Annotated in this window: 10 protein-coding genes and 2 pseudogenes; 5 read left to right on the top strand and 7 right to left on the bottom strand. The window is 68.1% G+C overall.

Annotated features, from left to right (window positions below; translation table 11 throughout):
• Nucleotides 1-152 precede the first annotated feature (152 nt).
• Nucleotides 153-638 carry a hypothetical protein gene (locus tag Sspor_RS08000; protein WP_202198397.1) on the top strand — a complete coding sequence of 162 codons (486 nt, stop codon included), beginning with the start codon at nt 153-155 and terminating at the stop codon, nt 636-638.
• 569 nt (nt 639-1,207) lie between these two features.
• Complete coding sequence (locus Sspor_RS08005; RefSeq protein ID WP_202198398.1) at nt 1,208-2,398, top strand: IS110 family RNA-guided transposase; 1,191 nt, start codon at nt 1,208-1,210, stop codon at nt 2,396-2,398.
• 8 nt (nt 2,399-2,406) lie between these two features.
• On the opposite strand, the pseudogene Sspor_RS08010 reads toward Sspor_RS08005, so the two are convergent.
• Nucleotides 2,407-3,096 (bottom strand): annotated as a pseudogene (locus Sspor_RS08010) (NmrA family NAD(P)-binding protein); the annotation flags it as partial.
• Nucleotides 3,097-3,714: 618 nt separating this feature from the next.
• On the opposite strand from Sspor_RS08010, the gene Sspor_RS08015 reads away from it, so the two are divergent.
• A complete protein-coding gene (locus Sspor_RS08015) occupies nt 3,715-3,960 on the top strand; it encodes a hypothetical protein (RefSeq protein WP_202198399.1) in 246 nt (81 codons plus the stop codon).
• A gap of 30 nt (nt 3,961-3,990) precedes the next feature.
• On the opposite strand, the gene Sspor_RS40380 is transcribed toward Sspor_RS08015, so the two are convergent.
• Nucleotides 3,991-5,343: a cation-translocating P-type ATPase gene (locus Sspor_RS40380; RefSeq protein ID WP_237404272.1), complete on the bottom strand. Its 1,353-nt coding sequence runs from the start codon at nt 5,341-5,343 to the stop codon at nt 3,991-3,993.
• Between the two features lie 186 nt (nt 5,344-5,529).
• Between Sspor_RS40380 and Sspor_RS08030 the strand changes: the two genes are divergently transcribed.
• Nucleotides 5,530-6,000, top strand: a complete 471-nt coding sequence (locus Sspor_RS08030) for a universal stress protein (RefSeq protein ID WP_202203544.1) — start codon at nt 5,530-5,532, stop codon at nt 5,998-6,000.
• Nucleotides 6,001-6,090: 90 nt separating this feature from the next.
• Here the strand turns inward: Sspor_RS08030 and Sspor_RS41035 are convergent.
• Nucleotides 6,091-6,273, bottom strand: a pseudogene (locus Sspor_RS41035) (hypothetical protein); the annotation flags it as partial.
• Nucleotides 6,274-6,462: 189 nt separating this feature from the next.
• On the opposite strand from Sspor_RS41035, the gene Sspor_RS08040 reads away from it, so the two are divergent.
• Entirely contained in the window at nt 6,463-7,350 is an 888-nt protein-coding gene (locus Sspor_RS08040) for a universal stress protein (protein WP_202198400.1), read from the top strand.
• A gap of 119 nt (nt 7,351-7,469) precedes the next feature.
• On the opposite strand, the gene Sspor_RS08045 is transcribed toward Sspor_RS08040, so the two are convergent.
• From Sspor_RS08045 to Sspor_RS08060, 4 genes are all read right to left on the bottom strand, one after another.
• A complete protein-coding gene (locus Sspor_RS08045) occupies nt 7,470-7,880 on the bottom strand; it encodes a hypothetical protein (RefSeq protein WP_202198401.1) in 411 nt (136 codons plus the stop codon).
• The gene (locus Sspor_RS40390; RefSeq protein WP_237404273.1) at nt 7,877-9,964 is read right to left on the bottom strand and encodes an integrase; all 2,088 of its coding nucleotides are present in this window, start codon (nt 9,962-9,964) and stop codon (nt 7,877-7,879) included. Before Sspor_RS40390 ends, Sspor_RS08045 begins: the two co-directional genes overlap by 4 nt.
• A gap of 38 nt (nt 9,965-10,002) precedes the next feature.
• The gene (locus Sspor_RS08055; RefSeq protein ID WP_237403741.1) at nt 10,003-11,658 is read right to left on the bottom strand and encodes a hypothetical protein; all 1,656 of its coding nucleotides are present in this window, start codon (nt 11,656-11,658) and stop codon (nt 10,003-10,005) included.
• A 74-nt stretch (nt 11,659-11,732) separates the two neighbouring features.
• Nucleotides 11,733-13,262 carry a site-specific integrase gene (locus Sspor_RS08060; protein ID WP_202198403.1) on the bottom strand — a complete coding sequence of 510 codons (1,530 nt, stop codon included), beginning with the start codon at nt 13,260-13,262 and terminating at the stop codon, nt 11,733-11,735.
• Nucleotides 13,263-13,283: the final 21 nt, after the last annotated feature.

A 13,283-nucleotide genomic window follows, 5' to 3' on the forward strand; every position in this document is an offset into this window, starting at 1 on the left:
CCCTGAATGGTCGCGTCGTACAGGTGTGTCGAGCCCGTTCGGCTTTGTTGAGTGGCGAGTGCCCGGGAAGCTGATCCAGTATCAAGCTCAGAGGCGGCACACGGTGTGCTCCTCCGCGGCTTCGGCCGGAGTGCCACAGGAATGGAGCCTTCATGCAGTCTGCTCGTGTGCTGGGCAGGAGTTTCGCCGTCGCCGCCGGAGCGGCGCTGATGTGCGGCATCATGCCGGGGGTATCTCAGGCAAGCAGTGCGCTCGCCGCCAATGCGTGTGGCCGGGCGTTCGACGATTACACGGGTACGTTCACTGGGACAGCGCTCATCGGTAACGGTCCCAGCCAGATCACCTACACGCTGACATTCCCCAAGCGGGGGGTGTACGCCATGCAGCTGGAGGCGTCGGGCACCTCGGGTACCCACGAGGCGATGGGCTCAGCGAAGATCCAGTCGACCGATTCGGTCGGGAATCTGGTGCTGACGGTGCCCGTCTTCCGCGCGATGGGCCCACCCGAGTTCATGGAGGTCACCACCCGGGACACTCAGTGTGAGTCCGGGCTCCTGGGTGCGACACCGCCGACGGTGACGGGGCTCACGTTCTCGACGCCCGGAGGCCCGGAGATCGTCATGAGGCGCACTGCCTGAACGTAGTACCCGGTGCAGGCTCCTGGCAGGTCCTGCTCAGCAGCACGAAGTTTCCTGCCTGGCCCCGCGCCCGCGAGGCCAGGCAGGAAGCACGTGATGGGCGCCGCCGACGGGGGCATCGGAGGAGCCGACCGCGGACGCGAACCCGAACCGCGCCCGGGTGTGCAGGGAGAAACCGCGGGCCTCGGCATCCGCACGCAACGGGCGGGGGTGCACCGGTGCCGAACGTGTCGGTGTCGGGCCCTTCCTCGGCGAGCTCGACGTGGTTCAGGGGTGCTCAGCGTGGCGCCGCAGCTGTGGGGGGGGTTCCGCCACCTGCTGCGGCATCAGCGGGTCCTACGTTGTTGGCGGGTTGAACGGGCCGTCGTAAGGTCCAGAGGCCCAGAGACGCCGGGTATGGCTTTCAGCGGGTTGCACGCGATGGTTCACCTGACCTGGCCGCCCGGCGTCTCACCGACGACCCAGCCGCTGATTAGGAGTTGCGAACACCCTGCGGTGGATCGCTGAGTAGGACCACGCTGGCGAGGTCGTCCGGGAAAACAGCACACGGCGGACGACCGGAGGAACACGTGGCCCGGATCTGGGCGGGGACCGACATCGGCAAGGTCCATCACCACTGCGTGGTACTGGACGCCGAGGGCAGACGATTGTTGTCGAGGCGGGTGCTGAACGACGAGCTGGAACTGATGGCCCTGCTCGCCGACGTGCTCGCCATCGAAGGCGACGTGGTCTGGGCCGTCGACGTCGCGGACGGCATGGCCGCCCTGTGGATCAGCATCCTGCTCAACCACGAACAGCAGCTCGTCTACATACCCGGCCTCGCAGTCAACCGGGCATCCGCCGGCTACCGCGGCACCGGCAAGACCGACGCGAAGGACGCCACCGTCATCGCCGACCAGGCCCGGATGCGCCGCAACCTGACCGTCCTCAGACCGGACGACGAACATGCCATCGAACTGCGCGTCCTCACGAACCGCCGGGCCGACATCAACTCCGACCGCACCCGCCGGATCAACCGCCTGCGCGGCCAACTGACCAGCATCTTCCCCGCCCTGGAACGGGTCCTGGACCTTGGCAACATCGGCCCGCTCGTCCTGCTGACCGGCTACCAGACCCCAGCCGCTCTGCGCCGCACCGGCCTCAAGCGGCTGGAGACCTGGCTGCGAAACAGGAAGGTCCGCAGCCCCGAGGCCCTCGCTACGGCCGTCATGGAAGCCGCCGAGCGCCAGCACACCGCCGTCCCCGGGGAAAAGATCACCGCGCAGGTGATCCACACCCTGGCCAAGGAGGTGATGGGCCTCAACGAGCAGATCACCGAGATCGACAAGCTCATTGCGGCCCGGTTTCGCGAGCACGAGCTCGCCGAAGTGATCGAGAGCATGCCTGGCATCGGCCCGCTGATGGGCGCCGAGTTCCTCGCGGCCACCGCCGGCGACATGACCCGCTACGGGACAGCCGACCGGCTGGCCAGCCTCGCCGGCGTTGCCCCAGTCCCTCGGGACTCGGGCAACGTCAGTGGCAACCTCCACCGGCCGCGGCGATACCACCGCGGCCTGCAGCGCGTCTTCTACACCTCGGCGCTGATCAGCATCCGCAATTGCGATGCCTCCCGCCGCTTCTACGAACGCAAACGCGCCGAAGGCAAACGGCACACCCAGGCCGTCCTCGCCCTGGCCCGACGACGGGTCAACGTCTTGTGGGCCCTGATCCGTGACGGACGGTGCTACGAACGTGGCCTCTCCGCTGCATCTGCGGCTTGACAACGTCATTAGGAGGTCAGGAGCGCTGCCATGAGGTCATGGGCGAAGTCGGCGACGGGGCGTGGGCCGTGGCCGGTCAACTGGCGCACTGAGTCGGTGGTGCCGGCGTTGACGCCTTCCCGGAGCAGTTGGAAGGTGCCCACCACCCCCTCGGCAAGCCAGGACGGCAGGCCCGCGTCGAGCATGCCGGCCAGGGCTGCCTCGTCGGGTACGGCGACATACTCCACCGTCCGTCCGAGGGCGGTGGAAAGCCGGTGGGCGACCTCGGTGAAGGTGATGGCCTCGGGGCCGGTGATCAGATGGGTTTCTCCGTCCCCGCTCTGCCCGGAGAGCATCGCGACAGCGCAGGCGGCCACGTCACGTGGGTCGATCATGGCGACGCGGGCGTTGGCGGCGGGCAAGAAGATCCGCCCGGCCTGCCCGATCGTCGGCAGTGAACCGAGGAGGTTCGACGTCAGGAAGCTGGACCGGAAAATCACGAACGGGATCCCCGCCGAGCGCAGGCGGTGCTCGATGCGGCCGTGCTGATCGGAGAACGTTTTGGCTGCGCCGGCCTCGGCGCCGACCGTGGACAGCAGGACGATCTGCCGGACACCAGCCGCGGCTGCGGCCTCGATCGCGTTTGCCGCGTTCTCGACCCGCCGCGGGTCGTTGGCGCAGCTCAGGAAGGCCTGCTCGGCGCCCGCGAAGGCGGCACGGAGCGGTTCGGGGGCAGGGCCTCTTGGTCAGCTCGTAGGTGCGACCCCATCCGGGCAGTTCCAGGGGGCCCTGTTGCCACAGCTTTACGTGTCCGAACTCGCCGCGTCCAACCGCGGCGCTGCTGCCGCGCCGCCCATCGACGCAGATGCGCAACTACGCTCACCGGCCGCTGCTGCCTGATCCGCGTCCAGACCGTCCACCACCAGCACCATGGTCCTGCCCCGGCTGCGGCACGCCTCGGCGGCGGCCCGGCACAGCTATCGTGATTCCCGGCCCGCCCGCCGGTTCCGGACGACGTTGCCCCCGACCGCCCCTTGCGCAGCCCGAAGATCATCCGCCCGCTTGCCCGTACCCAGATGCCTGGGGCATCAGCGCCCTGGCCCGCCGTGAGCTGCACCGGCTGCTGAAGGACGAGAGGGTCGGCGTTCGGCTGCTGGGTCTGCTGGTGGCGGCACGGGGCGGGAGAGGTCAACGAGATGCTGCGTGGGATCACCGGGCGGAGTGTCCTGCCCACCTCCCCGGCCGGATCCCTCTGCCGGACATGCCGGGCGGGCCGGTCTGCCATGCGCTCGGCATGAGGAACTACGCCTGGAGGCGATGGCCGCGCGGTGGGCAACGTGACCGGATTCGAGCAGCAGATCCATGCCTGGGCGGACGGCTACCGTGCCCGGGGCTGGCCGGAGGGCACCCCCTACTACCTGCTCTACGAGGTCGCCGGCGTGGAAGGTCTCTACTCGCACGTTCCCCCTGGCTATTGGGCAGCGGATCGCAAATTCGCTGCAAACCAGGTGGTGCGCTTCGTGGCCGGCGAGGGAGAGAGCACTGGAAAGCGACATCTCCCACTGCTCTCCCATTCAATCTAGAAGAGTGGTGAAACAGCAGGTCAGAGCAGCTCAGAACCTCGACTTGAACTCGTAAGCGGAGTCGAAAGGGATCTCCAGTCGCCTGGGCCGCTCCTGGCGCAGCCGGGCCACATCGATGCCGGCCTTCTCGGCCAGCACCACCAGCGCACCCTCAGTCGGGTCCCCCACCACCTGCCCGTCCCGGATCACGGCATCGGAGCACAGGGCCATCGCGGTCAACGCGTCGTCCATGGTGGCCGGCACGGGAGAGCCGTCGGTGGTGCGGATGCGGCCGTCGAAGGAGTAGCCCTGCCCCGAGACCGTGAACCGGCGCCCGGCCAGCAGCAGCTCGCGTGCGGTCATCTGATTCAAGGTCAGCGTGCCGGTCTTGTCGGTGCAGATCTGCGAGGTACTGCCGAGGGTCTCCACCGATGCCAGCCGCTTGACGATCGCGCCTCGCTTGGCCATCCGGCCCGTGCCCATGGCCAGCGTGAACGCCACGACGGCCGGTAGTCCTTCGGGGATGGCCGCGACCGCCAAGGACACGGCGCTGACGAACAGGTCGCCGAAATCCTGCCCGCGCACGAGACCCAGGACGAAGACGGCGAGGATGACCACCCCGGAGACCCAGGCCAGGGTGCGGCTCAGGGTGTCGATCTGCCGCTGCAGCGGTGTCGGCCCCGGCTGGGCCTTGTGGAGCATGTCGGCGATGCGGCCGGTCTCGCCGGCCATACCGGTGTCGGTGACCACCAGCACCTCCCCGCGGCCTCGGGTGACCGCCGTGTTCATGTACACCGCGGTCACCCGGTCTGCTAGCGGCACATCGGCCCCGACGACGGCATCCGCCGATTTCGCCACGGCCAGAGCCTCACCCGTCAGGACGGATTCCTGCACTTCCAGGGAGCTCGCCGAAAACAACCGGCCGTCCGCGGGCACCCGGTCACCGGCCGCCAGGACGACCACATCTCCGGGCACCAGTTCCGCGGCGTCCAATCGCACCAGTCGGCCGTCACGACGCACGGTGGCGGTGGTCACGGTCATCTGCCGCAGAGCATCCAGCGCCGCCTCGGCGCGAGACTCCTGCACGAACCCGATCGTCGCGTTGAGCAGCACCACGACGACAATCGCCACCGGCGTCTGCCACTCCCGGGACACCACCAGGCTGACCGCCGCTGCGATCAGAAGGATGACGATCAGCAAGTCCTGAAACTGCCGTAGGAACGCCCGCCACCCGGGCTCTCGTGGTGCCGCCGCGAGCTGGTTCGGCCCATACTCCGCAAGCCGCCGGGCCGCCTCAGCCGACGACAGCCCCGAGGAAGGATCGACATCGAGCCCGGCGGCGACCTCACGGGCCGGCGAGGCATGCCAGGAACGGGGCAGTCCCGCGCTCGTCGAATAGGCCATGCCTTCATTGTTTCTGCGACCGAGCACTGATGCAGTACGGGCGCAGCGTGGCCGGACCGGAACCGACTCCCACCCACGCGCCGGATCGGCGTCGAGGCGGGCTGTACCTGTCGGCGGCGCTTGTATGGCGGATCGCCCCCGGGTCGCACAGTGTGGACCCACGTGAGAACGGAAGGGATATATGCCATGGAGAAGCAGGATTCGGCCTTGCGCGTCGTGGTGGGCGTCGATGGTTCGCCTTCGTCGCATGCCGCGCTTCGGTGGGCGGTCCGGCATGCCGAGCTGATCGGCGGTGATGTGGTGGCAGTGGCTGCCTGGGAGCTGCCGGGGGCCCACGGATGGTCCGCGCCCGCCGTGGACCCCGGATTCGACAAGTCCATTGCCGAGCAAGGCCTCGTCAACCAGCTGAACGAGGTCCTGGGCGAGTCCGGCGCGGCCAAGGTCCGACAGCGTCTGATGCACGGCAATCCCGTTGAAGTCCTGCTCAGCGAGGCCGAGGGGGCCGAGGCGCTCGTGGTGGGCAGCCGGGGCCTGGGCGGATTCCGCCGTGCGCTGCTGGGTTCGGTGAGTCAGCAGTGTGCGCTGTACGCCACGTGTCCGGTCGTCATCGTGCGTCCGACCGTCGACGTGAGGGACTCCGGCACCCAGGCCGAGTGAGGCGGGGCCCGTCGGCAGCCACGCGGCGACGTTGGCGGCCCAGTCGCGTGACGATCCGGAGCCGAATTCCTTGCCAGGGGACGCCCTCGGCGGCGTACCGCACGCGGCCTGGTAGATCGTGGCCGGCGCGCTGGCGGGGAGGTGCCGGGTGTAGCCGCCCTCGGTTCCGGGGGCCCGCAGGTTGCGCAGGCGGATGTTGGCGAAGGTGCCGCGGATCATCACCTCGTGGTTGCCAATGGTTGCCGCGCCGGGAGCCGTGGGAGTTGAAGTCATTGGGTGCAACGCCGTGGGCTGGCGGGTACTCGCCCGCCGGTGAGTCCCTTTGATAGCGCCGGCCGGGTTCCCCGTCCCAGCTACCGGACGGCATCACCGGCGCGTGGGGCATGTGCTCGAAGTAGGGCCGCCTGCGCACGTGTGCGATGGCCTCTTGATCCATTGGCAGCGGGAAGTCGTGGAGGCGTGATGAGCGGTCTGGTTGTGGTGGGCGTGGACGGTTCGGCCTCTGGCTTGGCAGCAGTAGAGGCGGCGGCGCGGGAGGCGCGGTGGCGCGACGCAGGTTTGCGGCTGGTGCATGCGTTCATCTGGCCCGCCATGCACGTGCCCCTGGGCCCGTCGTCACTGGGTCCGCCTGAGGGCGGCTTGCGCAACATGGTGGAACGTCTGCTGATCGAGGCGGAGGAGCGTGCCAGGACGGTGGCACCGGAGGTCGATGTCTCCCGCACGGTCGTGACGGGTGAACCGCTGACGGTCCTGGAGGCGCAATCGCGTGCCGCGGAACTCGTGGTTGTCGGGTCGCGCGGTATGGGAGGGTTCGTTGGGCTGATGGTGGGATCGACGGCCGTGCATCTGGCAGCTCATGGCCGGTGCCCAGTCCTCGTCGTTCGGGAGCAAGGTGAGCGCACAGGGCCGATCATCGTGGGCGTCGACGGCTCCTCGGCCGCTGCCGGAGCGGTTGACTTCGCTTTCGCCGAGGCGGCACTACGCGGGGCCGACATCGTTGCCTTGCACGCCTGGACCACCTGGAACACGCCGATGCCACCGCCGCAGGACGAGGCGATGCCGTACGCGAACGAGCCGCAAGCCCTGAAGGCGAGGCAGGAACGTCTGCTGTCCGAGGTGCTCGCCGGCCGTCAGGAAAGGTACCCGAGTGTGAGCGTGAAGCTCGAGGTTGTGCAAGGCGGGACGCGGGAGGCGCTGATCGAGGCGAGCCGCACGGCCCAGCTGCTGGTGGTCGGCGCGCGCGGACGCGGAGGTTTTACCGGACTGCTGCTGGGATCGGTGAGCCAGGCGTTGCTCCATCATGCACACTGCCCAGTGGCGGTGGTCCGCAGCCCCGGCGAGAGCCGCTGACCGCCGCCGTGCTTTTCGGCCGCGGCGGAATGCGGTTCGACTTGGTCGTTCACCAGCACGTACGGATCTCCGTGCTCAGCCTTCGTTAGATCCGCAACGGCCCCGCATGCGCGGCGGGTTCAGCTGGTGAGCGGGCGGAGCGGGATGACATTGTCAGGGGCCAAGACGGGTTCTGCCGACGCATCGTGCGCCTGGGTGAGGACGGCGCTGGCGAGGGTCAAGCTGGTTACCAGATGGCGGAGCTCTTCGATCTCGGCCCGCTGGTTCGTGATGGTCGTCCTGAGCTTGGCCACGGTCGCCCGTAGCCGCTCCTCAGTCTCCGGGACCTGTTGTGTTTCCTTTCGGATACGCTCGTAGAACTCGTTCTTCAAGTCCACGTGCCGCTTGTGCAGGGCCATACGGTGAACACCGGACTCGGCGGCGAGCGCAACCACGGTGAGACTCCCGTTGGAGACAGTGGCCTGCCCGGCCAACAGCCGGTCGATAGCCTGACGGATGCGGGTGCGTTCGTCTTGATGCTGGTGGTTCATGTCACAGCCTCGGCGGCGTCGTGGGCGGCGGCCATCTCGCGTAGTTTGTCGGCGTTCGCGTGAAGGCGCCTGCCGACCGGGTCGGGAGAATGGGCGGCCAGTTCGTCGATGTCGTCGGCCCGCTCCCGCAGCTGGCGGGCGTGGGTGTCGGTGCGGACCGTGTTGCCGCAGCCGGGCCGGCAGTCGTACTGCCTCGGAGTCCTCGCTCCGGGGTCCGGCTCGCAAAGGGCGTTGTCCCGTTTGAACGCGCAGATCAAGAACGCGTCTGGGTTGTCGAAGAGCACGACGCCGTCCCGGGCCAGGATTGCTGCGGCCTTCTTCGCGAACGTGCTGGGGACGATTCGGCCCTCGAAGCGTGGGGTGTGGGCGGCCGCGGTCAGGGCCCGTCTCGCTGCCGGGCCCGAGACCTTCGCCCCACCCGCGATCTGGTCGCGAAGTCGGGCAGCGGTGTCCGCGGCCGCCAACGCGGTCTCGACGTCGAGGACGGAGTGGATTCCGCCTCGGCTCCGCGACCCGTAGCCGGCCGAGACCCGGGCATCGAGAACGGTCCGCATGTGCCCGTACTGGATCGCGAGAGCGATCAACCCGCCTGGGCGGCGGGCGACGTGCCAGGCCAGAGTCCTCCTGAACCGGGCCAGGCCGATCGCGCCATGCGGGTCCTCGGGGATGACCTGCTCGGCCAACCCATGGACGTGGGCTTCGTGGTTGGCCCACGTGATGAAGTCCTCGATCCGCTTGTTCAAGGCGCTGTTCTTCACCGCCCCGTGGTAGTTGCGTCGGCTGGCGAAGTCGTGGTGGGCGGCGCTGAGGAGAAGCCCTCCGTCAGGAACCATCCGCTCCAGGACACGGATGGCGTGGACGACTGGGGTGATGGCAACCCAGGGGACCTCGCGCTCTTCACCGGCCGAGAGATGGTTGCCGTCCTCGTCGGTCACGTTCTTGTAGTGATGGCCGCGGATCAGGTGGCGCCCCGGGGTCCCATCGGCGACCGGTTCAGGGTCTGGGCAGCAGCCGGACCGCAAGCCCTGGACTTCTTGCGGACGCATGCCCGTCAGGTAGAGACAGATGATCATGGCGGCTGTGCCCAGGTGCCTGGTCAGATCGGCGGCCTCGTTGAAGTCCAGGTGCTCGCGCCAGGGCCTGTCCGCGATTCTGCCGGTCACCGGTGTGGGGAGGGGACACGGACCAGGACGTTCGGTGGCCAGAGCCGACAGCCCATGGGCCTGATTGAGCCGGTCGACCTGTCCGAGGCTGGCGCCGGTGACCGCGGCGAGGAAAGTGCGGGCCAACTGCTTCGTGCCCATACGCTCAGTGGTGGGCAGCCGGGTTCCGCCGCGTACGAGCGGCAGCACACGAGCCTCGAGTACTGCCTGTCCAGCCGGTGTGGCGCGGTTGGCGATTGCCAGTGCGCACAGGCGCCTGTGCTCGGCCCAGCCGGCAAGGATGTCGTCAGCGAAATCGTCGACGAAACGGACCGCCCAGACCAGCAGCGGGCCCAGTACTCGCGGGTCCAACGGCTCCGTCGTATTCTCCCCTCGGCCGATGTCGTCGACAGCCGGCAGGAAGCCATCTACGCCCTCGGTCTCCCACGGAGGTGTGGCAACACCCCTCGGGCATGCACTGAGCTGGTCGAACTGCCACAGCGCCGTCAGATGGGAACAAAGCCTCCCCGCTTGTCGCCGAGACACACCTTCGCCCCAGCACTCGGTGGCGTAGACCCGCCATGTGTCCTCGGTGCAGGCCGCAAGGCTCGTGATGCCGTGCTTGTCCAGCCACCGGGCGAACCGCATCCACGTTCGACATGTCTCCTGCATGACCGGAGCGGAAGTCCGGGTGCGGGCGCGGGCCCCTCGGGTTTGCAAGTAGGTAGGCCGGAGTCGACCGTTGATCATCGTCCAGGCTGCCAGTTTCATCTCACCTCGCAGGGGATCCGGGCAGTTCCTCCAGTGAATCTGGCTCATGCGTGTGCCGGGGCTGTCGATGAGTGGGGCCATGGACCAGGTGAGATCCGCGAAGCGGGAGTTTGTGTGGGGGCTGCCAGCACTGATCGCTCGTGGCACTACGGGGGTGTCGGGGCCGGGCATGGGCAGCTCATACGGATCGTGTTCGGGAGCAGGGTTGGTCACGGAGCAAGCTCTCCCTTCAGCAGGAGCTGAACGGTGGCGCGGTCGGTGTCCTTGACGCGGGTCAGGGCTGCCTGCCAGGCGGCCGGGCCGACTTTGCCGCGAAGGTCCTCCAGCCGCAGCAGGTGATCACTCCAGCGTGCGCCGAAGGTGCGGTCGTCCAGGGCGGACCGCAGGCCCTGCAGTTGCTCGTGCAGGTGCGCAAGCCGGGGGTGGTGGCCGGGGTGGACGTGGGCGTTGGTGCAGGCCAGACAGAGCAGGAAGTCCGCCCCGCAGCCGCCTTCTGGGTCGGGCCAGGGGCTGGTCGTCTCATCCGCGCAGTCCACGATGGCGGTTTCTTGATGGCTTGGATCGGGTCCGTCTGTGATCTTCGCGGCGAGAACGACGGCACGGGCCTGCGCCAGGGCCTCATGGGCGCCATCCTCGAAAACTCCCTGTGAAGCACGCTGAACACGCTGGTCAGGCAGCATGTAAACGCTCTCGTGAGTTCCCCGAGTGTGCTGCATGGGGCGTCCCTCGCGCGTTACCGTGGTCCGCCGAGACCGCTGGAAGGGTGACCCTCCCAGTCGGTGGCCGTGCGCCCACCACTGTGCGTCGCCGTCGGAGACGCCGAAGCTGAGGGGCCCGACCGGTCGGGGACGGTCCAGATTCCGGTGGTCCCGTCTCCGATGGTGCTTGCGGGACACCATCAGAAGATCGGTCCCCGGTTGCAGACGGGAGGCCAAGACGCGGCCGTGTGCGGTGGCTTCGAGTGCCTGGGAGATCAGCCGCCCCTGGGAGTCGGCGCCCGAATCCGTGATGTTCTCCGTGGAGAACCACCAGCCTCCGCCCGCTCTCCGTTTCTCCACCTGGAGCTGGTAGGTCACCGAAGTGGTCTCCCCGGCTGACGGCGCTCGGGTCGGGGCCGGCATCCAGTCGTAGACGGACAGGTTCCAGGCAAACCTGTCTGTCAGCAGCACAGCCAGTGCGGTGAGCTCCATGCGGTCCAGGAACAGCCGGCCCCACGTTGCCTTCGTGTTGTTCCCACCCAGAAGCCTGTGATTCGTCACGATGGATCCCCCGCTCGGCATGAGAGTGCGTGGGACATCACCTGTGTCTGCGATCCGATCGAGGATTCGGCCGATCTTCTCCTCCCGGCTGCCGTCGGCCAAGTCGCCCGCCCGCCATTGCTCGAGCAGGCGGGTGTTCTCACGGATCCGCAGAAGCGCCGAGCGAAACTGCCGCTGCGCGCTCAACACCACCCGTTCTCGCTCGGCATCCTCGTAGGACTGCTTGCTGCGTTTCCCCCTGGGGACGCGCCTGGCCAGTTCTTCCGCCACCGGCCCGGCGGCCAGCCGAGGATCGTGCATCAACAACCAACGCACCATCGCCAGCGTCCCTCTGCCGGCGGTGGTGCCGATGTGCAAGGCTCGCCATCGCTTGAGCATGGCCGCGGTCAGACCGTCCAGATCCTGCGGCGGGCTCTCCAGCCCGGAGAGAAAGATGCAGAACGACTTCAACCTCTTCCAGTAACCTCGTGCCGATTGGTGGCTGTTCCAGCCGCGGGACCGGGCCGCGAACGCGGCAGCCAGCGAGCGCTGCATGGGCTCGGCCACCGGCAGCTCGGCGAAATCGAATTCCTCCGTATAGCCGGCTTTGTTGGCAACCTTGACCACGAACCCGCCGGGAGTCAGAGGAGGCTCGGTGCGGTGGCCGGGTGGCGGCGGGACGGCTCTGCGTCCCCGCCGGCTCACGACGCGGCCTCGAGGAGAGAATCGATGTCCTGGATACCGGCCGTCTCGCGGGCCAGCCTCGCGAACAGGTCGTCCAGATCCTCGACATTCCTGTTCTCGTCGGTGGTCTCCACGGCGGCGAGGAGCGACTCCAAGTGCAGGTGGGAGACCGGCGCGAGGTAGTGCCGCTTCGTCGTCTCCACATCGGAGTGCCCCAACAAGACCTTGACCAGCCACCACGGGTCACCGAACAGCAGGGCAAAGTCCCGCCGGTCCGCCTTCGTGAGTCCGTAGCGCGATTCGAACAACTCATTCAGCAGGATCAGCATGTAGAGGGCCATGGAGTGCCTGGCGGAATGCGGGGTCGCGTACGGAGTCTTCCCGCGGACTTCCGCTATTCGGAAGTTCCGCCCGATCTTCCGTTCCTCCTCGCTGAGCAGGACTTCCTCGCAACGCAGGTTCGCCCTCCTGAACACGCTGTTCCAGCGGTCCGGCTCCATCGGCAGGCCCTGCTCGGTCAGCCACAACCACGCCGGCTCCGGCCCGTCCGGCCCCTCCACGAACAGCCACCGCCGCTCGCGCCAGTCCAGGCGGCTCAGCTCCTGTGCACCGACGATGCCGGCCTTGTCCACCCACTCGACTTTCGGCTTCAGTCCGTGCGTGACCCTCGTGACCAGCCTCATGACGGGCAACCGGTCGTAGCGGCCCGCCGCCTGGGCGCGTTGCACCGCCCAAGCCCGTTCCGAGTCGATGTAGGTCTCGACCTGGCCGACCGAGTCCACCGACGCGTAGAAGGTCCGGCTGTTCTTCGACCGCGTCAATGCCCCCGCTACGCGGCCATGGAGGTAGCGGCCATGGCGAAGGCGTTGGGCCGGCAGCTCGAAGGTCAGCAGAGCTCCGCCCTCCTGGCGCCGCAGACCCGAGCTGAGCAGCAGCTGCACGAAGCTGGTGTTCCGCATCTCCGTGCGCGACTCCCACCCCGGCGCCGCGATCCCGGCGCGGGTGTGGCCACGCAGCCCGATGTCCGACCACAGGCCCCACGTCCGCGGTGTCAGCCAAGACACCCTCGCGCTGACCGAGTCAGTGGCACGGTCCTCTCGCCGCGAAACATCCACCGGCAGCGGATAGACCTTCCCCCACCTAAAGAGCTTGGTGTATGCGGCCGCCTCGCGGTCCCATTTGGTCCCGCTGATCCGGCGCGGGTTCTCGGGAGCCTGGCATCGCCAGTGCCGGTAGTCCGCCAGGTCTTGCTGCGTCGCCTCCCGCCATGACACACCACGCGACGACAGGAAGGTCAGGAGCGGCCGGTAGTCCGTTCCGTAATTCCGCTTCGTTTCCCGTTCCAGATTCCGGAACGCTTCGGATCGAACGAAATCCAGGAAGTCCCGGTCCACCGTGCCGTCCGGCCTTATGTATACCGGGTCGCCAGGCCGTAAGCCGATCCGGGCCACCGCCTCCGGTAAGTTCTGTACCCCCAGGACGTCTTCCCTCGGCAGCGCCCCCCACTTCACCGGATCCGGCACCCACACCACATGCCACTCGCTCAACTGACGCCTCCCCTGACGCTT

The sequence above is a fragment of the Streptomyces spororaveus genome (assembly GCF_016755875.1).
Taxonomy (GTDB): domain Bacteria; phylum Actinomycetota; class Actinomycetes; order Streptomycetales; family Streptomycetaceae; genus Streptomyces; species Streptomyces spororaveus.

Bases quoted from the DNA above. Each gene is read 5' to 3' on its own strand.
- Sspor_RS08000 (WP_202198397.1), top strand. From the start codon at position 153: ATGCAGTCTGCTCGTGTGCTGGGCAGGAGTTTCGCCGTCGCCGCCGGA.
- Sspor_RS40380 (WP_237404272.1), bottom strand. From the start codon at position 5,343: ATGGCCTATTCGACGAGCGCGGGACTGCCCCGTTCCTGGCATGCCTCG.
- Sspor_RS08030 (WP_202203544.1), top strand. From the start codon at position 5,530: ATGGAGAAGCAGGATTCGGCCTTGCGCGTCGTGGTGGGCGTCGATGGT.
- Sspor_RS08040 (WP_202198400.1), top strand. From the start codon at position 6,463: ATGAGCGGTCTGGTTGTGGTGGGCGTGGACGGTTCGGCCTCTGGCTTG.
- Sspor_RS08045 (WP_202198401.1), bottom strand. From the start codon at position 7,880: ATGAACCACCAGCATCAAGACGAACGCACCCGCATCCGTCAGGCTATC.
- Sspor_RS40390 (WP_237404273.1), bottom strand. From the start codon at position 9,964: ATGCCCGGCCCCGACACCCCCGTAGTGCCACGAGCGATCAGTGCTGGC.